Here is a 21,305-nt window from a genome sequence, read left to right as displayed (position 1 = left end):
CCTTTCTAGTTCTGTTCGATTTCGCTATTTTCGAATGCCTCACACCAGAATTCGCTTGCCGCACTCCAGAATTCGCGCACCAGACCGAACTCGGCGTCGAGTCGAGGGCGAGTCTCGGTGAGGCCCTTGGCCAATTCTGCGTAGATCTGCCCCAGCTCGGCGGTCGTTCGGGAGCATAGTCAGCATCTTGTGTGTCACCCGCACGGCGAAGACACGCCGCGCGGCATCCACTACGGATGTGTCTGGGGCCAGGCCGCTTTCGATAAGTAATACTAGGTCCATCAGTTCCGTGACTCTGGTGGAGGGCCGGTCACCGTCGTCGCGGTTGAAGGAGTGCAGCTTCTCGGCGATGTGTTGGCGGCGGTCCACGGCCTTGGGTGCCGTGCCGTTCCGATAGTGATTGGTCACAACGCCGCCCGAAGCGCCCGCTCGACACCGAGTTCCGCTCGCGTGCCCAGCCTCTGGGTCGCGTGCAGGAGGCCTCGCCGGGTTGCCAGCCCACGCTCCAAGGCCTCGGCTACGGCGAAATCGACTAGCTCCTGGTCCATCTGCGCGGCCGCGCACTCGATGATGGCACGGGCTGGCGTGGTAACTCGGTAGCCGTCCTGATCCTCGATCTCTTCCTGGGTGAGTTCAGCCCGGTGCAGAATCGCGGCGGCGTCCTTCTGACGAAAGCCGGGAGGGACAGTTAGGTGGATTTGTGACGGCTTGGCCGTCCCCAGTTCATGAACAGACAGCGCGGTGGTGTGGGACACGATCGCGCGCCCCTTGCCCCACAAGAACCAGCGGACCAGGTGGTCGTCCTCGCTGCCGGGTAGGGCGGTGAACTCGCGGAAACGGTAGATAGCACGGTCTATGACCGTCCAATTGCCGCGCTGTGCATGGTACCGCTGGGCTTGATATGAGTATCCGGCCTCAAGTGCCTGAGCTGCTGAGAAGTAGCCACGTTGCCCACTGGCGGTCTGCCAGAGGGCAGTCCTGGTGTCTGTACGGTCCCTCAGCACTTTCTCAGCGTATCAGGGTCGGATACCTAAAACTCCCCTTTAGTTTGCATACATCAAGGATTGATGGGCCGGAATGTTCTCGGACAGTGAGGGTTTGATTTCTCAGGCTGTTCTGTTCCGTTCGAACCAGGCGGACTCTACTTCGTTCGGTGTGTGGTAGGCAATGGCGGAATGGAGTCGGATCTGGTTGTACCGCAGTTCGATATAGGCAGTGATGTCGTGTCGGGCGTGTTCGCGGGTCCGGTATCGGGTGCGGTGGACACGTTCGTTCTTCAGGGTGGCGTTGAATGATTCGGCCCAGGCGTTGTCGAAGCAAGTTCCGGTGCGGCCCACGGAATGTCGGATGCCGAGTTTCCTGACGGCCCTGGTGAATTCGCTCGATAGGTATTGAGTACCGCAGTCGCTGTGGAAGATGGTTTCCCCGACGCGGATCGGGAGGTTACGTGCCGCCATGGTCAAGGCGTCGACAACAAGTTCGGCCTGCATGTGGTCGGCCATGGCATAGCCGACCACCACTTTCTTGGAGAAGTAGTCGAGCACGGTGGCCAGATATGGCCAGCCCTGGTGGGTGTGGATGTAGGTGATGTCGCCGACGAGTTTGACCGCCGGCGCGGCGGCGGTGAAATCGCGCCGGAGGAGATCCGGCCGGTCGAGCTGGTCGGCGGCGAACGGTGGTGGAGCCCGGAACGGGCGCGGCTGGCATGCCACCAACCCCAGCTCGTGCATGATTTTGCGGACCGTGTCCGGGTCGGCGAGTACCTTGCGGCGGGCCAGAGCGGCGTGCACGCGTCGATACCCGTAGGTGCCGTCGGAATAATGAGTGAAACAAGACCGGACTTCGGTCCTCAACCTTTCACGATGGCGGTCAGTGGCCGAGGGTGTCCGGTTGCGCCAGGCGTAATAGCCCGACCGTGACACCGCGGCCCAGTGGCACATGTCGAGGATCGAGTGGTGGCCTTCTTCGGAGGTGATGAACGCGTATTTCGCCGCTACAGGTACTTCTTCGCGAAGAAGGCCACCGATTTTCCCAGAAACTCGTTCTCCTCCCGCAGCTTCCGGTTCTCCTCCTCCAACGCCCGCAACCACGACCGTTCATCGGCCGACAAATCCGACTCGGCCGCACCGCTCTCGACTCGCAACGCATGAACCCAGTTCCGGATCGTCTGCTCGGTCACCCCGCAATCACGCGCCACATCGCCGAACGACCGACCCTTTTCCAGCACTTCCCGGGCTGCGGACTCCCGGAACTCCGGGCTGAACTTCCGCGATTTCCGATGCGCCACAAGCCACTCCGTTCAGTCACCCAATCCTAGATTGGGACACTGTCCGAAGAACTTCAGGCACCTCAGGATGCGTAAAACTAAAGTTCAAACTTAGTTACGAAGCCTCCAGGAGTCGCTTGCTCAGCTCATCAATGGCTTCGTGCAGAGCCTCGGCGCCGCCGAAATAGTTCATCAGCTCGACCACCGATCCCATCTCCGTGAAAGGGCGAACCTCGAGGGTTTCCGGTTTGAGCTGGGGCGATCCGTGTTCGGCGAACTTCAGCAGCATCTCCTCCAATACCTTCCGGGCTCGAGGCTGGAAGGACTTCAGGAAGTCCTTGTGCTCGTGCAGGAACCGGTACAGCCGTTCCTCCCGGCTGACCAGCGGCAGCCCCCAGGCGACGTTGAGGAGCAGGTCGATCGGATCGACATCAGGGCTGCTGAATTCCTCTGGCAGTTCCTCGGTTTCGATATCGGCTGCATGCAGGAGGTCCATGAGCTCTCGTCGGCTCCTGGCAACGGCCCACTGGGAGCGGAGCTTGTCCGGTGCCAGGTCGAGTTCGAGTACGCGGTCGTGTACCCACTGCTGGACGGTTACCAGTTTCATCGTCCGGCCGTCTGTGTCGAGCTGGTAACGCCGCTCGCCCCACTTGTAGACATGTACGCCGTTGACCACATATCGCCTGCCGCGAGACCGGATGCGATCCACCTCATCGGGGGCGACCACCCTGCTTTCTGCAGGCTGCTCATCGAAACGACCGCCATCCGTCTGGTCGTAAGCGGCCTCGGGCTCAGCCACGTTCTCCGAATCGATCTCGTCGCCCTCGGGGCTTTCCGGCGTGCTTCCGAGTAGATGCCCCTGCTCGTCCGCGGTATCGCGTACGACGCGAAGCGGGGGACCGTCGAACCTGCGGTCGTTGAAAAGCCGGGTAGCCTCGACAAAGTCGATAATGTCGAAGGAACCCTTCCCGATCTCCGGACACAGACGGGTGCCGCGACCGATGGTCTGTTTGAACTCGGGCATCGAACCTATACGCCGGAACAGCACGATGTTGCGTACGGCCGGCAGGTCGATGCCGGTATTGAGCAGCTTCGACGTCACGGCTATGACCGGTTCATCGGAGTCGTCCTTGCGGAAGTCATCCAGCAGAGCCTTGCCGTGGGGGCCATCGGCATCCGTGATCCGCACGACATAGTCGTGGTGCGCCTGCACTTCGGCCGAGGCCACGTTGAAGAGGGCCGTGCGCATCCGTGCGGCGTGGTTATTGTTCTCGCAGAAGACAATGGTCTTGCCGTGTCTGCCGTCTTCCGCGGTGGAGCGTAGGTAGTCGATGACGTACTGCGCCGCCGCCTCCGTGCGTTCCAGGATCACCATGACCCGTTCGAAGTCCTTCGGGCCGTAGATGTCTTCCGGGATCTCATTGCCGTACATGTCCCGCTGGCCTGGCTCGGTCTGATAACCCTCCATGTCCACGTTGAACCGAACCCTGCGCACCCGGTACGGGGCCAGAAAGCCGTCCTCGATGCCGTCTGCCAGCGAGTAGGTGTAAACCGGCTCTCCGAAGTAGTCGACTGTGTCGGCATCCTTTCTGCTGATCGGAGTTGCAGTCAGCCCGATCTGCGTCGCAGGAGAGAAGTGCTCCAGCACACGACGCCACTGGGAATCGTCCCGGGCACTACCTCGATGACACTCGTCGACGATGATCAAGTCGAAGTAGTCAGGCTCATAGCGACGAAAAAGTTCTTCCTCATCACCCTGTTCCAGCGCCTGGTAGAGGGCGAAGTAGATCTTCCGTCCCCGCACGGGCTCACCGCTGATCTTGTGGACATCATCCTTGCCGAAGACGGGGAGGAAGTATTTGTCCTTGGGATCATCGACGAGCATCGAACGGTCCGACAGGTACAGAACTCTGGGCTTGCGGCCCGCGATCCACTGGGACTTATAGAGCTTGGCGACAATCTGAAGCGCCACCATAGTCTTGCCGGTACCGGTGGCTAGCACAAGCAGGATTCTCTTCTGCTCTGCGGCGATGGCCGCGAGGGTGCGAGCTACCGCGACGCGCTGGTAGTAGCGGGGCCGTTTGACGGTATTATCCGAATTTCGCAGCGTGTGGTCGTACGGGGCGGCTAGAAGTTCACGCCCGATACTGGTGTCCGCCTTCTGGTCGGCGAGATAGCGGCTCCACAACTCCTCGGGTCCAGGGAAACGGTCGATCTCACGGATCGTAGGAGCAGCACCGCTGTAGTCGATCTCCACGATCTGTCGGCCGTTGGTGGCGTAGGCGAAGGACAGCCCGAGCTTCGCGGCGTACCGACGGGCCTGCTCCACACCGTCGTTGACATCGACACGGTAGCGCTTGGCCTCGACAACTCCGATCGGAACGTCCGGCGCGTACTCCAGCACATAGTCCGCAATCAGAGGGTCGCCGTAAATGTGCCGCTTCGGCGTGGCGGTGAGCCGCCCATCGTTGATCCGGGCCTGTGGACGAATCTGATCACTGGTCCACCCGGACTTCTTGAGGGCCGGTATCACCAGCGCCTTGCACGTCTCGTCTTCCTTCATTCCCCACTCAGCTGCCACCATAAAGACAGTAGTACGTCTACGAAGTCTTGTAATGGTATGTGGCTCAACACTAACCGCCAGCAGCCAGATGAATTGCTGCCTTGTCAGGACTACCCCTGAGTAACGCTACGGGGCCGGGCCTCGGGCCATCCAGCCAACAGTGAGGGCGGCAGTTGCTCACCGCTCGCGTCGAACCCCACCGGGCGTCCAGTATCTATCGGTACAACTCTGCTCCGAAGCGGATATTTCGGCGGGCCACGCCGTTGGCGAACCGACCGCCTTCTGCGGTCAGGTGTCCGGCGTCGACGTTCTGTGTCAAGGTTGGGTTTCGGATTCCGTTGGTGGAGAGCGTGTTCGGGAGAGTCGGCAGGAGGGGTGGTCGTGGGGTTCTATCTGCGTAAGTCCATGAACGCGGGTCCCTTTCGAGTAAACTTTTCCCGATCTGGGGTCGGTGGCAGTATCGGCGTGCGCGGGCTCCGGTTCGGAAGCGGGCCGCGCGGAACGTACGTGCATGTCGGCACGAACGGTGTGTACTACCGACATGTACTGACTACACGTCCACGCTCTGCCGCATCGGCGGATCCCTCCGTAAGAGATCCTGATTTCCACGCTGGCCAGTTCACCGATTGGACCGGTGTCGCCCCCTACACCTTGCGCCGACAGGACCGGGAGATCTGGTCGATCAGTTACGAGCCGCGAGTCGGCATCAGGCCCTGTGGCCGTTGGCGGCGATCATCGTCGCGGTGATGGCCGGTCTTGCCATTGTGTCGACCGCGTCGTGGCCCACGATCGTCGCGCTGGTCGCAGGTGTACCTGCTGTTGTGTTGGTGTGGTGGTGGGATCGCAAGCGCTCAACGGCCGCGGCGTTCTATGAGGTGGACGGCCCAGTCGCCCAATGGTTCTCAACACTCGTCGACGGCTATCGTGCCGTGATCGACCTGGGTGGGGCGTGGCGTGTGGAGACGACCACGACGGTTGCCGGCACCTACAGATACAAAGTCAGCGGTGGAGCCGAGGCCACCATCGGACGTAAACCGTTGGCGCGCAGCCTGAGGGCCCCACGGATACTCACCACCAACATCGCGGTGCCGACGATCGCCCACGACCGTCAGGCACTGCTGTTCCTGCCCGATCGAATACTGATTCGCCACCACGACCACTGGAGCGACACCGCCTACAGCCACCTGCGTGTGCACTGCACCCGCGAGTGGGTCATCGAGCCCGAGCGCCCGCCCCACGACGGCACACAGGTCGATACCACCTGGCAAATCGTCAACGTCCGGGGCGGTCCCGACCGCCGCTACCGAGACAATCGCCAACTCCCGGTCATGGACTACGGCCACCTGACCCTCAGCACCACCACCGGACTGAACTGGGTGATCAAATGCTCTCGCCCCGAGGTAGCCGAGTGGCTGGCCGCCGTTCTTGCTGCACGCCCCACCTGACACGGTCTGACCGTTATCTCACTCTGGCGAGGCGAACACCGAGACACCTCATGCCCGGCCGGGAAACACGGAGCAGGCCGTGGAATATGCAGTGCCGCGACATGGGTCCACTGTGCCCGCCGAGGTGACCGAGTGTGCCGCGTTGTGAATCCCGAACCCGCAGAACAGACTTGGCGGGATACTGTCGAATCCTGCGGGGTTGTTTGCCTGACGGTGGGCGGCGCGATGGCGAGATGTCGGGGAGGCTGCGGTGCTGCTGATGATCAACGATGGCACGGAGTTGTCGACGGCCGAAGTGCGGTTCGTCGAGTGGATCAGCTGGAGCCCGGCCCAGGCCCGCACCAATGCACTTGCGGTGAAGAACTGGATCATCGGCCAGACCGGCCGCCAATGCTTCGTCCACAGCCTGGCGATGGTGATGCTGCGGCCCCATCAGGACGTGCCTTCGCTGCGCGCGCCTCACACCCCGAACATGATCGACATCATCGTCGAAGACTTTGACGTCTTCCGCTATTACCTGCACCGAAGCGCTGCGGATCCGGTGGTGTGGACCGGCGAGCAGGTCGCCGATGTCATCGACCGCCTCGGTCTGTCCCACCTCTACGCCAGCCGCACCATCCTGGCTGTGGCTCTCGGTGAAACCCCGCGCCCGGAAGCCCACTTCGACTTGAACGCTCCGTTCTGAAATATCAGTGCATCCGACCGGTCGGCCGATATTGACTAGCAGCACTGGTTCCGCGGCAGCGGGCTTCCGGAGAGGGCCGACAGGCGGTGTCAGTGCGTCTGATACCGCCAGCCACCCGATGTAGGCAGCGCCGTCGATCAATCGCGGTTTTAACGGAAATCCGCCCACCGCTACAACAGGAAATCGGCATCGATGACCAGTCGACCGACGAGAAGATGCTGGTCGGTACAGGTTCCCACCTGTGTGGAGCCCCGCCGAAGGCGCGAACCTGCGACACGCGAAGCCAGTGGCCCGAGTGCGAAGGAGCGGCGATACGGATTCCAACCTCTCGGCGCGCAGCGATGGACGGTACGACCCTTCCCGAAGTTTCCCGAAACTTTCATCCGCGAACAAGCTATGCCCTGCCTGGTGGCACACCCGCAGGGAGAGCAGCCCTATAGGCTGTTCGTGATCAGTCGTGAACGCCGGAGAGACCCGAATCAACAACAGCGGTTCGGGTTTGAGTCGCGGTGCACCTGAGTGGATATAGGAAGTTCTAACTTCTGGCTACGACGCGAATCTCTTTCCCTTCATGACGAGCGTGATGCGGCCGCGGGTGCTGATCCGCCAGCGGCCGCGGGGGTGGGTTGGGATGATCAGGCCTCGGGATTCGAGGTGGGCGAGGGCGTTTCGGGTTCGCCAGGTGGTCAGGGTGGATGACTGTTGGATCTTGGCTGCGGTGAGTGTTTTGTCGGGGTGGAGGGCGGCCAGGACGGCCACCTCGGCGGGGGTCATTGTGCCGTCGCCTTCGGTGGCTGGGGTCGATGTCTTCCCGGTGAGGTGCCGCTCGGGCGGGGGATATCGAGGTGGCCGCCTCCGGTGAGTGAGAGGCGGAGGGAGGTAGGGGTTTTCGGGTGGCTGTCCGAGTAGAAGCCCCAGCAGGACCAGAGGATGACGGTGGTGCAGAGGGCGATGATGGACAGCAGTGCCCATGCGTCCCAAGGCATTACGAGCCTCCCAAAGTGAGTGCGGATCATTGGTGATCGGTACTGGCCTCCGATGTCTGCCAGTAGAGGCCGCAGAGCTTGGGTGCGTGGTGAAATTTGGATGAGCCAAAGGAATTCGTCCGTTCGCCCAGTCCGGGTTCCATCGGGCACGCACAATGGATCCGTAGTTCAGCGAGCTGTCACCCATGTTTGGCGTGTCTGCCATCCAAAAATTTTGGAGCGATGCTGATGAGCAAGAATCCGACGACGATTCCTCGGCGGCAGCTGGGGAGGCAGCTGCGGGAGTTGCGGCAGGCGGTGGGGCTTTCGCTAGCTGACGCGGCGAGGTTGATCGAGCGGGGCGCTGGAACGTTGCAGCGGTTGGAGAAGGGGGAGAATCCGCGGATTCGGCAGCTTGATATTGAGGCGTTGTGCAAGCTCTACGGGGTCGGGAAGGAGCAGACGCAGCAGATGAAGGCGCTTGCACTGCAGGCGGATCGGCGGACTCGGCCAGCGGATGAGTCGTACTGGTGGACCAGGTATGAGGATCTGATTCCGGCCGATTTCGAGACGTACATGTCTCTGGAAGCCGCGGCAGAACGGATCACCATGTACCAGCCCGACACGGTTCCAGGGATCGTCCAGACTGTCGATTACGCCCGTGCGTTGGACAGGGTGTTCTTCGGCTCGGACAGCGTTGCGGAACTTGAACAGCGCGTGCAGGTTCGGATGCAGCGACAGGCCGCGATCACTCGACGGCTGTCGCCTGTTGAGGTTGATCTGCTGCTGGATGAGGCTGTGCTGAGGCGGGTTGCGGGCTCACGCAGGATCATGGCGGCGCAGCTGCGCCGGCTGGTCGACACGCCGCCGAACGTCCGAGTACGGGTGATCCCGTTCGGCGTTGGGTTCCCGGTGGGCGGCCACGTCGGACCATTTGTGATGCTGGAGTTCCCGAGCGATTCCATGACTGGTGAACCGGTGGAGCCCACCACCATCTATGTGGAGTCCTATGGGACGCGGTTGTACTTCGACAGCGAAGCCGACGTCTCTCGTTATCAGGACGCCTATTTCAAGATCGGCCGCGTAGCGTTGAGTGAGGCGGATAGTAAGCACCTGATGCGGGTGGTTGCGAAGGAGTATGAAGCGTGAGTGATCTGTTCGGCGCACTTTGGTTCAAGAGCAGCTGGAGCCAAGGAGGCGAAGCATGCGTCGAGGCCGCGCATCTACGTTCCGGGCAAGTGGCGGTACGAGACTCTAAGTTGGGGGAGTCCAGCCCGATCTTGTGTTTCGACGGGTCGACATGGGACCGGTTCACGAGTGCGGTCAAGGCTGGCCGTTTCGATCGACCCTAGGTGCCGGATCGCAGCACCGAATCGACGAAGGCTGGATCGAAGTCGCGGGCCTGGCCCCAAACTTCATGAGCCAAGCGGAGTTTGCCGATCAGGTTTCTGACCAGGGCGGCTTCTTGGGATGGGGACCGACTTGCCTCTCGTAGCACCTTGGCGTAGCGGACCGAGTCGACGATGACGGACTTGATTCGCTCATGGTTCAGGTAGGTCTGAAGGTCGGCTTCCCAGTGGCCGATGGATGCGTCGGGCTCGGCGGTTGCCCACTGGCTGAGGAAGGTTGCGTGTTCGTCTGGCTGGTAGCCCATTTTGTGGAGGTGGGTGGCCACGTCATAGACGGGGTCGCCGTACAGGGCGAGTTCCCAGTCAAGGAATACGACTTCGCGACCGTTTCGGATGATCATGTTCTTGCGGTGGACGTCGGCGTGCACCAGGCGGAATGGGCGGGGTTCTAGTGTGTGCCAGCCTGTTTCGATGGTTGCGAAGGGATCCTCGGGCACGCCCAGCTGGCGATAGAGCACGCCGAAGTCGTTGTGGTTCTCTCGGAAGACCCTGCGCGTCACGTCGGAGAGTTGGTTCGCGAAGGTGAAGGGGTCGTCGGAGAGCGGGCGTGGGGCGGCGGGCAGTAGTTCGCGGGGGATCGTGCGGAGTTCTGCGAACAGTTTGGCGACATCTCGGGGGACGCAGGCGGGTACGGCCTGACCGCGGGGTGCGATGTGGTCGAGCAGGTCGCCGTCGATGTGGTCTTGGAGTTGGTACGCCGGATTCGTGGATTCCCAGCGGACTCGGGGTGCGGCGGAGACGAAAGGTTCGACGGTGCGGAGGACTTGGACTTCTGGCCACAGGCGGAGGTCCATCACGTCTGCGCCGTCTACAGGGATTCGGACGTTGACCGGACCGGAGGATGTTTCGACGCGGATGTTGTGGTTGTAATAGCCTGCGGCGGAGTCGGTTCGGGAGATGGCTTCGCGGTAGTAGGCGTCGGGGTCGATGCCCAGGACCTTGGCGAAGATGTGCTGGGCCGCGCGGTCGAGGTCGAGATCCGGGGTTGGGGCCTGGATTCGGGTGAGTGCTCGGGCGGCGGCGAGGGAGACTGCGGGGTCGGACCATCCGAACAAGGCCAGCACGGCGCGGGCGAGGAGGACGAGGGCCGGGTAGACGTTGGCGGCTTCGAGTTCGGCGACAGCCCAGCGGGCTCCCGCCACGGCTTCGGCTCGCTGGCCGCGGCGGGCGTGGACGCCGGATCGGAACAGTTCCGCGCGGGCCCGTCCGGAGCGATAGCCGGCGCGGTCGAGGGTTTCGCAGGCGTCGGCGAAGGCGCGTTCGGCTGCGTCGAGTTCGCCGAGCGCCAGGTGGGCGATGCCGAGTGCGGTGTGGGCCTTGCCGAGTTCGTGGAGTGCGCCGAGTTCGCGCTGGATCGTGATGGCTGTGGCTGCGGCGGCGATGGCCTCGGCGGGGTTGGTCAGGGCGAGTAGCTCGGCTCGGTTGGTTGCGATGTTCGCTTGCCCGACAACGCTTCCGGCTTCGGTGTACTGGGTGTCGGCGTCGGCGAGATACCGTGCGGCCGTGTCGGTGTCGAAGGCCATCCGGTAGGTGAGGTGCCGCAATCTGGCTATGTCGCCGAGGAATTCGTGATCGTCGGCGCCCGCGAGGTCGCTGAGCCGGTCGCACAGTTCGACGGCCTGCGCGAAGCGTCCCTGGCACATGTGCAGATCGGCGGCCCACAAGCCCGCGTCGAGCCGAACGCGACCGGCTCCGTTCGCCCACAATGCGGTGTACATGGCTAGCGCGTCGTCGGTGCGACCGAGGATGCGGCGGGCGTTGGCCGCGGCGAGAGCCAAGCGTTCGGCGATTGGTCCGGTTCGGTCCGTGGTGATCGTCGCGGTGATTTCGTCGGCTTGCTTGGCATCGCCGAGAAGGATCGCTCCTTCAGCCGCCAAATATCGTGTCAGTTCACGCAGTTCGGGAGTGTCCGGTCGGTTGGCGCCGTCGGCGGCCAGGAACTCGTTCAAGTCGACGCGCACTGCGTCGATACCGTGCTTACCGCCGACCGCTGCGATGCGGTCCACGTAGTCGAGTAGCACGACGGCCGTCAGCGTCCCGGCGCGCAACCCGTGGTAGCAGGCCTCGCGCAGCGCGGCGGCGCGGTCGGATCCCGAGTTCGCGCGGTCCCGCCAGAGGCTGTGCAGCACATCGTGAAGCGTAACGGCTACCTCGTTGTCCAGGCGTTGCCGCAACGCCGTCACCATGAGCTGATGCAGCTGGAAGCGGCCTTCGGCGCGGTCCTGCTCGGCCGGGTGGACGAACGAGTAGCTGATCAACGACTTCCAGGCTGGAAGGTGGGCCGGGAGGCCGAAAGCCGTTGCCACGCGAGTGAAGATCTCGAAGTCGAAGACTCGGGGGAGACCCAGCAGCTCGAGTGTCCGAATCTCGTCTGGCCCGACGTGCTGGAGGAATCGCTCCAGGATCGCTCCGGGTGAGACCAAATCGGGGGAGGTGCCGACATAAGCCCGTGCGTCGATCGCGAGATGTAGGTAGAAGGGGACGCCCGCACTCGCGGTAGCGATCGACTCCCTCTCATCCAGATCCTGCACACCGGAGGCTTCGAGGAGACGGTGTCGATCGGGCATCGTCAGGTCGTTGATCGCCACGGTTTCGATGCGGTCGGTCCATTCGCGATCATGCCGCTCCCAGCCGAGTGGTTCCCGGCTGGCGATCACGACCAGTCCCTTGTCCAGCTGCGCCACGATGTCGCGGAGCCATCCGTCCGACACTGCGGCCCGGCCGATCCGGTCGATTCCGCCGACCAACGCCTCATACGCATCGAAGAACGCGACATAGGGCGGGCGCTCGGAGGTGTCCTCGGCGAGATCTGCCGTGAAGAGGTATGAAACGGCGGCTTCCAGCTGGCTCAGCGTGAGCTTGTCCAGCTCCTGAAGAACCTGATCGTGGCGAATGCGGTACGACCGCTTTGCTTTTCGTGTCCCGATTTCCAGTAGACGAGCCGCGGTGCCGAAGACCGGGATACCCGTCGCATCGTTGAGGATCTCGGTGAGCACCTCGCTGTTCTCTGCGAAGGCCAGCGACTCGAAGCTGACTCGCAGGTGTGGGTGCAGCCGCTGCCACAACACCGCATAGGCGATGTCGAATCGGTGGAACTTGATCTTCCGGGAACCGAACTGCGACCGCAGCACTGCCAGCGCTTCGATCGACTGGCGATGGCTGGGCACCTGGAAATCGACCATCGCGGAAGGGTGTTCGGCGGCGGCCCGTGCACGGAGCTCGGCCAACAGCCGTGACTTGCCGATCCCACCGACTCCGGTGAGTAGGAGGACTTTCGGCGTGTCCGAGGCGTTGGCCAGCAACTGATCGAACTGGGCAATCGCGTTGTCCCGGTTGATAAACGGCCGGTCGATCGCGCCCGGCCGATAGCGTGCGATCAGCGCCATAAGGCCTTCCCCCTCGCCCTTTGCACAGTGCGATTGTCCCTGAAGATCAGTTCGGAAGAGTGGGGTTCTCGTATTTCACAAGCGACAATTTGTGGCTAACGAACCAACCGACCGGAACTTGCGGCTAGCAGAGGAATTGCGTCAGTCTGGTTGAACGCCGCTCGTCCGAGCGGAGGTCGTCACAAGCGGATGGGGGTCACGGGGCCGGTGTCATCGCGGTAGGCGTAGCAACTAGTTGTTTTGTGTGGATTCTGACTTCGTCGTTGAATTCATATCTGCCGCAATCGATTTGCCATGCATACTGGGCCTGCGGCCGGTTCGTCGCGCGGGGTATATCACAAGGGGGGTTGTGGTGAGCGAAGGAATCTGGCATGTGGAGGTGCTGACCGGATCGGGCAGCATGTTCACCGAACGATTGACTCGGGAGCTGCGCGTTCATCTCGAATCCGGCGGAGTGCAGGTTCTCCATCAGACATCCGAGACGCTGACGTCCGGTCACAAGGGCGGAATCGGTGACGAGCTGGTCCTCCTGGCGAGCACCGGTGCGGGGATCGAATCCATTCGATTGGTGGCGACACTCGTTCGGGAATGGTGCGGTATGAACCGCCAGCGGCGGGTCGAGATGCGGTGGGACGGCCGCTCGTTGCTGATCGAGGGCAACCCGAACGACCAGCTCGCCATCGTCGAGAAGTTCTTCGACAGCATGGACGAAGAACATGAGGAGGACGAGTCGTGACCAGGCTCGTTCGCCGCCGTGCGCTGCTTATCGGCAACGAGATTTACGGCCACGCAGACTATCCGCCCCTCCCGTCGGTGCGTCGTGACCTCGAGCTGATGGCGGAGGCGCTCTCGGACCGGCGGATCGGCGGGTTCGACGTGGACTCCCTGATCGACCTCACCCTCGACCAGATGCGCGAACGGCTCGACGCTTTTCTCGGTGACAGCCGTGAGGACGAGCTGACGTTGCTCTACTTCTCCGGGCATGGCGACCGATCGATAGCGGATACCGGTGAGTTCCATTTCATCGCAACCGATAGCGATCCGAGTCGTCTTGCGGCGACGGCTATGCGCGCAACCTACGTCAACGATCTACTGGAAGCCTGTCTCGCGCCGCAGAAGATCGTCATCATCGATAGCTGCCGCAGCGGCGGGTTCGCTGTTGGGCTACGCACCGCGGACACTCCGCCCGCCCCAGCGAATGCGCGACCGTCCGCGAAGGGAGGCGCTACCCCCGGCGACGCAAGGCCGTCGGCGGCCTTGGCTGCGCGCGGCGTTTATGTCGTTTCGTCCTCGCGAGCGGGCGAGCTCTCGTTCGCGGGCCGTGATTCGGACGAACCCTCGGTATTCACAAATGTTCTCGTCAATGCACTGTGCACCGGTGAAGCAGCGCGCGGCCGTCGCGAGGTCTCTGTCAAGGATCTGTTCGAATATGTCAACGAGAAACTGCGCAGGAACGATGCGGGGCAGGTCCCGGTCATCTCCGCATCAGGCGTCGACGCGCGAATGATCCTCGCGCTCTCACCACTGTCACCGATCACCCTGGCGCACAACGTGGAACCGGTCGCTGGTGTCGATCTCCCGGACAAGTCGGCCAAAGATGGTGTGCCGCGATGGGACCAGCTGATCAGCTACTACCGGCACTGCCTCGACTCAGAGGGGGAGTCGTGGTTATCCGTGGATGACGCCGACGACACCTACGTCTGTCTGCAGGGCCGCGAACGATTGTTGGTGGGCGCGGTCGACTCCGACCATGCGATCGAGATCCCGCCCGAATCCAAGGATTTCGTCGCTCGAATGACGGAATCCCGGGAACAACTCTGGGCCGGGTATCCGGCTGTGGTCGTGACGAACCGGCTGCGGCGCGATCGACGTGACAACCGGCCACTGTTCGCGCCACTGCTAATTCGCAGGGTCGAGGTGGTTCAGTCCGGTGGTGAGAGTCGGCTGGCACCGGTTGGTACGCCGATCGTTCATCCTTCGATCCTCCAGGCGTTCATGAAGCCGGACGAGATCGCCGCGTTCGTACAGGACTATCAGCCGACGTGGCACGCGGGCGAGTACGAGCGGATGGCCTCCGAACTGCGGCAGTTGCTCCGCAATGAATTCGAGATCACCTCGGTCGAGGATCCCGAACCAGACTTGCTCGCGACCACAATCGATGTCGATACGTCCATCGATGGAGCGCGCAATGCCGCGGTGTTGTTCCGGATGCAGTCCGTCGAATCGGGTCCCAACAAGCAGTTGCTCACCGATCTGGCCGAGATTGCTGTGAAGGCACCCCAAATCGCGTCTACCGCACTCGCGGCCCTGGCTCCCGACCCCGCTGTTCGACCACGCGCCGACGGGGGTGCGTCAACGGTCGTCCTGGTCACGCCTCTGGAATGTAACGAATCCCAGGAGGCGGTGATCCGGTCGGCGATGGTAAACCCGCTCACCGTCGCTACCGGGCCACCTGGAACGGGAAAGAGTCAACTCGTTGCCAATCTGGTGGCTACGGCCGTCGCCAATGGGCAGACCGTACTTGTCGCGTCCACCAACAACAGGGCCGTGGACGAGGTATGGGAGCGTTGCGAGAAATTGCTGCCCGGCACCGTTATCCGAACCGGTAATCGGGAAGCGCGGACCAAGACCCAGGCCGGGCTGGCGAGCCTTACGCGGTTGGAGCTTCCGTCAACGAATGTGCAGACCGCGTTGCTGAATGCCGAAGCTGCCGCTGCGATATGTGACTCGCAACGAAAAGTGCTGACGGCCGCCGCGAACCTGGAACGCCAGTTGCTGGATGCCGCCGTGCGGCGCGACGAGCAAGCTGCGGCCTTGTCGCTCGACGACGATCGAGTCCTGGCGTTGTTCAAAGCACATGATCCAGCCCGGATCATAAGGAAGGCCAAAGCAGCCAAACGTATTCCGATGATCGCTGCCTGGCGATGCGGGCGACTACTGCGGTGGCTCGGGCTGTCCGATAGTGCAGCCGATCCCATCAGGCGTTGTGCTGGTTTGATCGGACTCGCGACCGCTGAAATCGATTGGCGAGCGGCGTGCAGCGAGAACGACTCGCGAGAAGATGACGCCAGTCTTATGGCCGGGGTAGACAGGGCTGACAATGGGATGCGGTCCGCGTCTCTGGCATTGCTGGACAGTACGATTCGCACCGCGGCCTTTGCGGGTCGTCGGCAACTCGACGCGTTGCTGAACAATCGGGCCGTCAGCGATTGGGGGCCCAAGATCGCGGCGTTACCCGCGGCGCGGGCTTGGGCGGTGACCGCGCAGTCCGCGCGTGCCTTCCCACCCAGACCTGGACTGTTCGACCTTGTGGTAATCGACGAGGCAAGTCAGTGCTCGATACCGGCCGTGCTGCCATTGTTGTATCGGGCCAAGCGTGCCCTGATCATCGGTGATCCGATGCAGCTCAACCACATTGCGCTCGTGGACCCGCAGAGCGACGCCGTCGCACGGCATACCGCGTCGATCACTGCCGCGTGGCTGGATCGTCATGACATGTCTTATCCACGTCATTCCGCCTTTCACGCGGCTGCTCGAGCCTTCGGTGAGAGCATGCTGTTGGATGAGCACTTTCGGTGCCATCCACGGATTGCCGAGATCGCTAATCGGCTGTTCTACAACGGTCAGCTCATAGTCATGACCGACGTGAGCTCGCGCGTCGGAAGGGACGATGCCGCGGTGAACTGGCGCGATGTGCTCGGTGTCGCGGAACGCGGACGGCGAGGTTCGTGGCGCAACCTCGACGAGATCCGTGCGGTCATCGAGTTGATCGACAGTTTGCGCGAATCCGACGATCTTCCGGATACGGCGACGATCGGCGTGGTCACCCCGTTCAAACCGCAGGCCCTTGCGATCGAGGAGCTACTGGGCTCGGACGATCGGGTCAAGGTCGGCACAGTCCACACGTTCCAAGGTGGTGAGCGTGACGTGATGATCTTCTCCCTGGTCGCCACCCCTGACATGCCGAACGGCTCGATCGACTGGATCGATAAGCAACCCAACCTATGGAATGTCGCGATCACCCGTGCGCGCTCCCAGCTGCACATCATTGGGGATGGCCGAGTCTGGGAAGGGCGTCGAATCGGGCAGGAGCTCATGTCCGCCGCCGCTGGCGACGCCGATCTCACTCTGCCGGGATCGAGCGAGCCTTTGAAGCGTTTGCACAAATGGCTGACAACCCAGGCCCATGGTCAGCTCGAGTTCGGAGTTCGGCTGTTCGGCCACTACACCGACGCAATAGACGTGCGCGGTCGAACCGCGAAGGCCTATATTCTCGACCAGTCTGCGGCAGCGGACGCGGACGCCGGCCGTCATTTGCGACTAATGCTGCAGCGCACTCGCTTACGACATAGCCCCAGGCGCGGGGTGGATGCCGCCAGGATCCCGGCATGGGTGTTGTTTGCCGGCCAACCGGTGCGTGGTCACGCCGACTCGAAGGGGTCGTGAACCGCCGGAAATCGCCTCTCCGGATAGCTCCTGTCGGAACATGTGGCGAATCTGATCAACACGATGCCACGCTCGACCTGGCCTGTTACCGGCCCGTACACAGCGCACTGTTGATCTACCGGCCCCGCCGCGACAGCGAAAGCAGAACGCGGCGAAGAAGTTTCGCCTGAACCGAGTATCGCGACCTGCTTATATGCGCCCATCACCAACTCGGCGGTCCCTTGGTGGGTGGTCTGGGGCAACCAGGGCACCCATCTCACCGAGGGGATGCGGGCTTTCGTTGCCGGCCACTTGCTGGCTGGATCAGCCGTACCGATAGGCCGGGCGGTAGGCAGCCTTCTGGCAATCGATTCGCAAATGATCGCTTGCGCTGGTGTCCCAGGCGCGCGAGTTTGATAGCCGCAGGTTAGCCTCTTGGGCATGGCGGGAGATATTGCCGTCGGCCCGGAAGAGTTGGACGCGGTCGCGGGCTGGCTTGACCAGGTCGCACGCGAGATCGGTGATGCGGTCGAGAAGCAGATGCGCGAAGTTCGCGCGTTTGTTGGTGCCGAGTGGCAAGGTGCGGCGGCTACGTCGCATGAAGACCCCTGGGCGCAGTGGGAAGGCGGAGCTCGCCGTGTTGTGGGCTCATTCTCGACCGATGCGGGGTTGCTGCGGCAGGCCGCGGCCGAGTTCGCGTCGACGGATCGATCGCACGGGGATGCGATCAACGCTGAGCGATCGAGTCTGGATCTGCCACCGGTGGAGCGGGGATGAGCGACTACCGGGTGGACCTGACCGGACTACAGCAATTGATCGACGGTGCGGCGGCGCTGGAGACCGTCATCGAGGACCGCATTACAGCCATCGAGAAACGAGTCGACGAGCTGCATGTGAATTGGGCCGGTGAGGCTGCGGTCGCGCACCGGCAAGCACACGAGGAGCGGGTGGCCGCAGTGACCGAGATGCGTGAAGCTCTGGGTGAACTGCGGAAACGGCTGCGGGCAGCGCATGGCGCGTACAGCGTGGTCGGCCCGACGAACAAGGGGATGTGGCCGTGAGTCCGACACCGACCGTGCCCTTGATCGTGTGGCATGCCGAGGACTATCACTCCGCGGGGGAGGTCTATGGCTCTGTTGCCACCGACGCTGAGGCCACTCATGGAGGGCTCGTCGGCGTGTTGGCCGCCAATGCCGGCATGGCCGGCAGCGACAGTGTCGGGCAGGAATGGGCCAAGGCCTACGACCAGACCGCAGCCGAGGCTCTGAAGGCGTCCGCGGCGCTGGTGGGTGCCTGCTCCGACACCCGGAATCTACTCGCGGCCGGTGCGTACAACCATGCGGTTGCCGAGGCCGCGGCCAATCACGACGCTGTGCCCCCACCCGCTCCGCCGACCTTGCTCCCCACGCCGTGTTTCGTCGACACCGTGCCCTCTGCGGCAGGCGACGGCATCCCCGAGCCCTTCGGTTGGTCGCTGATCAAGGAAGCGGTCGGCGCCATGTGGCCGAATGGCCATCAGGACGAGTTGCACGCTGCGGAAGCCGCATGGCACACCGCAGCCACCGACTTCCGAATCCTGTCGACCGAGGCCGCTCAATCGGTCACGTTGCTGCAAAACCAGCAGTCAGAGGAGATTCCGGGCGCAATCGCGGCCTGCACCTCCCACCAAACCGATCTCAACAGCCTCGGCGACATCTGCCAACTGCTCGGTGACGCATGCGGTGAGTACGCCCACCACCTGGACGACGCACACCACAAGATCCTGGACGAGCTCAAGGAATTCGCGGCCGAGGCCGTGATCGGGGAAGCTTTCTTCGCCGTGCTAGCGCCGTTCACGGCTGGAATCTCGGAGGCAGCGGGAAACACCGCGCTGGGCGCACGGATTGCGGTCAAGGCGCGACGCGTCGCAGCGATCATCGCGGAGCTGGCCACCAAAGCACGCGCGATTGCTACGCGGATCACGACCACCCTGTTCGAGCGCGCAGGTGCCTTGGGCACCAAGGTTTCCCAGTGGGTGAATGCAGTTCGCACGCGGCTGACGATCTCCGCTTCGAAGCCCGCTGGTTCTGCCTACGAATTCAACATGGTCGAGAACCCGGGCCCGCTCGCAGCGATGAACGAGAACGCCGCAGCGGCATTCGCCGGCGGCAAGTACAACACGGTGGTGTTGAAGGACGATGTCACCCTCTACCGTGGCGGCACCGCGGATACTCCACTGGGACAGTGGTTTACGGCCGAGCCGCCCGCCTCGGTGGCCAATGTGCGTGTCGACAGTGCGGTGAAGCCCCAGTGGATCGACCCGAAGACTGGCGTCCTGACCGGCGAATCGCCGATCGACACGGTGTTCTCGGTCAAAATCCCGGCCGGGACCGAGGTGTATGTTGGCCCGGTCGGATACCAGTCAGGGGCCTATCTCGGCGGTGCGGCGGACCAGATATTCGTCCCGACGCCTTGGAAGATTCCTGGCGTCCAAGTCGTCGGATCGGGGCCTCTGAAGTGAACGTCGAGCAGTATCACCGCGGCCGCGAGCAGGCTGCGCAGGCGGTTGCCGATATTCTTTCCGTTCTGGAGAGCGAGGCGCGTCGCGGTGATGTGTTGTTCTGGCGGAACAGGTTTGCCGAAATGGCCCGCTACCTCGCTGACGCAGACGTTGACGACGAGCAGGCCGTACGCGAGACGGCGGAGTTCGTGTCGGAGCTGTATGCCGGTGGTCGGAACATCACGGACTTCTATCTCGTGCGCGACGACTTCGACGAGCAGCGGGTGGTGAACATCGATTTCGAGACCAAGCTCGAATCGCTCGAGCGTTCCATCGGTCCGGGGAAGGGCGAGTGATGCCGCATCCCGGCAACCAGCTCGAAGCATCTCTCGCCGCGGCGAAGGATGGTCGGCTGTCGAATTCGGAACTGCTGCAACGGCTTCGAGATTCCTCGCTGTACGTGCCTGTATCGCCTGATGGTAGTGCGGCGGGTGCACAGGGCCTTCTCGGCGTGACGATCGAGGGCGCACAATTCGTGCCCGCCTATTCGTCTGAGGAACAGCTGGTCCTCGCTGCTGGGGAGGTCCCGAGAATCGCACTGGCGGTGACTCGGCTCGTGCAGCTCATTCCGGCTGGAGTTGGGATCGCCTTGAACTGGCGTGCACCAGCGCCAGGTCTACCGATCACCTCTTCCGGAATCGATGCGCTTCGGGGCGGATCGATGACGGTAGCGGCGAATTCGGAAGTCAGACTAGGGCAACCCGTGCGCCGACCCGACGAGTTTCTAGAGAGACTCTCTCAGGAACTGCGGCATATCGGCGAATTGCAGACGGCCAGATTCGGTTTGATGCAGATCGGTGCCGATCAGCCCGCATTCTTGATCGGTATCGAGCTTTCCGATTCTTCGCCTGCCATCAAGCAGCACACCGCCGCCCTTGTGCAGCAGGTCGCATCTCAGTTCCCGTTGGAATACCGAGTCGATGTGTACTTCAGCATCGACGGTGAGGACGAGTTCGACCGCCAGGTCGTAGCCCTGCCGAGGATCGCTCCATAGTTCACAGCGGACCGGCTGAACGGAAGCTCGACTTCGGCGACCCCTCACCCAACTGCCGGGGTGCCCGAGCAATCTCGATCAAATCGAGACATGCTCCCCGGCCTCCAGCGTCGAATATCCTCTATGCGCTTCTTCTGGCCGAATCCCATTACGACACAGGTTGTCACCGCTGCGGGCTGGACCCCGGCCCGTCGGATCGACATTTCGATGTGGGTCGACCGTCTTGAAGGGGAGGGCTATGAGGTGACCGCGGCCGCGGCCGCCATCCTCGAAGGTTTCGGAAACCTGGCCCTGCACGTCCCGGAGACACCCGACGCCGGTCGCCACGCCGAAACACTGTTCTTCGATCCGGTGGATGTCGGGAGCGGGATGTACGAGCGCTACGCGGATCTCGAGCTGACGATCGGCCATCGAATGACCCCCCTTGCGGTCAACTCGACTGGCACCGCCTTTCTCCTGATCCTCGACAATGGAGCTGTCGTATCGGACGGTCCTCGTGGCCTCCATCTGCTGGGCAGCACTTTCCCCCAAGCTTTGGATCTCGCTATTCGGCGTCACCGGTCCCCGATCGCGATGCTCACCTACAACCACGCCCGCCCACGCCGACCCGTTCGAGTGTGAATCTTCA

20 protein-coding genes are annotated in these 21,305 nt (G+C 62.8%); 13 read left to right on the top strand and 7 right to left on the bottom strand.

The window, feature by feature from the left end; genetic code table 11:
- Positions 1-39: 39 nt before the first annotated feature.
- The 5 genes from ACYVN4_RS38240 to hsdR form a co-directional block, all read right to left on the bottom strand.
- Complete coding sequence (locus ACYVN4_RS38240; RefSeq protein WP_460727954.1) at positions 40-369, bottom strand: hypothetical protein; 330 nt, start codon at positions 367-369, stop codon at positions 40-42.
- Between the two features lie 35 nt (positions 370-404).
- Entirely contained in the window at positions 405-1,004 is a 600-nt protein-coding gene (locus tag ACYVN4_RS38235; RefSeq protein ID WP_460727898.1) for a type IV toxin-antitoxin system AbiEi family antitoxin domain-containing protein, read from the bottom strand.
- A gap of 102 nt (positions 1,005-1,106) precedes the next feature.
- The gene (locus ACYVN4_RS38230) at positions 1,107-2,090 is read right to left on the bottom strand and encodes an IS3 family transposase (protein ID WP_460727896.1); all 984 of its coding nucleotides are present in this window, start codon (positions 2,088-2,090) and stop codon (positions 1,107-1,109) included.
- The gene (locus ACYVN4_RS38225) at positions 1,994-2,287 is read right to left on the bottom strand and encodes a transposase (protein WP_460727894.1); all 294 of its coding nucleotides are present in this window, start codon (positions 2,285-2,287) and stop codon (positions 1,994-1,996) included. Before ACYVN4_RS38225 ends, ACYVN4_RS38230 begins: the two co-directional genes overlap by 97 nt.
- A 94-nt stretch (positions 2,288-2,381) precedes the next feature.
- Positions 2,382-4,829, bottom strand: coding sequence for an EcoAI/FtnUII family type I restriction enzme subunit R (hsdR, locus tag ACYVN4_RS38220; protein WP_460727892.1), 2,448 nt, complete (start codon positions 4,827-4,829; stop codon positions 2,382-2,384).
- Between the two features lie 312 nt (positions 4,830-5,141).
- Between hsdR and ACYVN4_RS38215 the strand changes: the two genes are divergently transcribed.
- The 3 genes from ACYVN4_RS38215 to ACYVN4_RS38205 all read left to right on the top strand — a co-directional run bounded on the left by ACYVN4_RS38215 (position 5,142) and on the right by ACYVN4_RS38205 (position 6,959).
- Positions 5,142-5,576 carry a DUF4236 domain-containing protein gene (locus tag ACYVN4_RS38215; protein WP_460727890.1) on the top strand — a complete coding sequence of 145 codons (435 nt, stop codon included), beginning with the start codon at positions 5,142-5,144 and terminating at the stop codon, positions 5,574-5,576.
- The gene (locus ACYVN4_RS38210; RefSeq protein WP_460727889.1) at positions 5,552-6,274 is read left to right on the top strand and encodes a hypothetical protein; all 723 of its coding nucleotides are present in this window, start codon (positions 5,552-5,554) and stop codon (positions 6,272-6,274) included. Before ACYVN4_RS38215 ends, ACYVN4_RS38210 begins: the two co-directional genes overlap by 25 nt.
- Positions 6,275-6,524: 250 nt before the next feature.
- A complete protein-coding gene (locus ACYVN4_RS38205; protein ID WP_460727887.1) occupies positions 6,525-6,959 on the top strand; it encodes a hypothetical protein in 435 nt (144 codons plus the stop codon).
- Between the two features lie 546 nt (positions 6,960-7,505).
- On the opposite strand, the gene ACYVN4_RS38200 is transcribed toward ACYVN4_RS38205, so the two are convergent.
- Positions 7,506-7,733, bottom strand: a complete 228-nt coding sequence (locus ACYVN4_RS38200; RefSeq protein ID WP_460727885.1) for a hypothetical protein — start codon at positions 7,731-7,733, stop codon at positions 7,506-7,508.
- A 440-nt stretch (positions 7,734-8,173) separates the two neighbouring features.
- On the opposite strand from ACYVN4_RS38200, the gene ACYVN4_RS38195 reads away from it, so the two are divergent.
- Together ACYVN4_RS38195 and ACYVN4_RS38190 are read left to right on the top strand one after the other, a co-directional pair.
- Positions 8,174-9,073: a helix-turn-helix domain-containing protein gene (locus ACYVN4_RS38195; protein ID WP_460727883.1), complete on the top strand. Its 900-nt coding sequence runs from the start codon at positions 8,174-8,176 to the stop codon at positions 9,071-9,073.
- Positions 9,070-9,276, top strand: a complete 207-nt coding sequence (locus ACYVN4_RS38190; RefSeq protein ID WP_460727881.1) for a DUF397 domain-containing protein — start codon at positions 9,070-9,072, stop codon at positions 9,274-9,276. Before ACYVN4_RS38195 ends, ACYVN4_RS38190 begins: the two co-directional genes overlap by 4 nt.
- Here the strand turns inward: ACYVN4_RS38190 and ACYVN4_RS38185 are convergent.
- Entirely contained in the window at positions 9,273-12,719 is a 3,447-nt protein-coding gene (locus tag ACYVN4_RS38185; protein WP_460727879.1) for a phosphotransferase, read from the bottom strand. The genes ACYVN4_RS38190 and ACYVN4_RS38185 overlap by 4 nt on opposite strands.
- Positions 12,720-12,963: 244 nt before the next feature.
- On the opposite strand from ACYVN4_RS38185, the gene ACYVN4_RS38180 reads away from it, so the two are divergent.
- The 8 genes from ACYVN4_RS38180 (at position 12,964) to ACYVN4_RS38145 (ending at position 21,298) form a co-directional block, all read left to right on the top strand.
- The gene (locus tag ACYVN4_RS38180; protein ID WP_460727877.1) at positions 12,964-13,455 is read left to right on the top strand and encodes a hypothetical protein; all 492 of its coding nucleotides are present in this window, start codon (positions 12,964-12,966) and stop codon (positions 13,453-13,455) included.
- Positions 13,452-17,165 (top strand): AAA domain-containing protein, encoded by a 3,714-nt coding sequence (locus ACYVN4_RS38175; RefSeq protein ID WP_460727875.1) that lies wholly within the window; start codon positions 13,452-13,454, stop codon positions 17,163-17,165. The genes ACYVN4_RS38180 and ACYVN4_RS38175 overlap by 4 nt, the downstream gene beginning before the upstream one ends.
- A 420-nt stretch (positions 17,166-17,585) precedes the next feature.
- Positions 17,586-17,921, top strand: a complete 336-nt coding sequence (locus ACYVN4_RS38170) for a WXG100 family type VII secretion target (RefSeq protein WP_460727873.1) — start codon at positions 17,586-17,588, stop codon at positions 17,919-17,921.
- Positions 17,918-18,205 carry a WXG100 family type VII secretion target gene (locus ACYVN4_RS38165; protein WP_460727871.1) on the top strand — a complete coding sequence of 96 codons (288 nt, stop codon included), beginning with the start codon at positions 17,918-17,920 and terminating at the stop codon, positions 18,203-18,205. Before ACYVN4_RS38170 ends, ACYVN4_RS38165 begins: the two co-directional genes overlap by 4 nt.
- Entirely contained in the window at positions 18,202-19,644 is a 1,443-nt protein-coding gene (locus ACYVN4_RS38160) for a WXG100-like domain-containing protein (RefSeq protein WP_460727869.1), read from the top strand. Before ACYVN4_RS38165 ends, ACYVN4_RS38160 begins: the two co-directional genes overlap by 4 nt.
- Positions 19,641-19,979 (top strand): hypothetical protein, encoded by a 339-nt coding sequence (locus ACYVN4_RS38155; RefSeq protein WP_460727867.1) that lies wholly within the window; start codon positions 19,641-19,643, stop codon positions 19,977-19,979. Before ACYVN4_RS38160 ends, ACYVN4_RS38155 begins: the two co-directional genes overlap by 4 nt.
- Positions 19,979-20,677: an enhanced serine sensitivity protein SseB C-terminal domain-containing protein gene (locus ACYVN4_RS38150; protein WP_460727952.1), complete on the top strand. Its 699-nt coding sequence runs from the start codon at positions 19,979-19,981 to the stop codon at positions 20,675-20,677. Before ACYVN4_RS38155 ends, ACYVN4_RS38150 begins: the two co-directional genes overlap by 1 nt.
- Before the next feature lie 60 nt (positions 20,678-20,737).
- Positions 20,738-21,298, top strand: a complete 561-nt coding sequence (locus ACYVN4_RS38145; RefSeq protein ID WP_460727865.1) for an SUKH-3 domain-containing protein — start codon at positions 20,738-20,740, stop codon at positions 21,296-21,298.
- Positions 21,299-21,305 lie beyond the last annotated feature (7 nt).

It is taken from the genome of Nocardia heshunensis (assembly GCF_054782115.1).
Note: the sequence above shows the minus strand (reverse complement) of the source record. Positions and strands in the feature narration are given on the sequence as shown.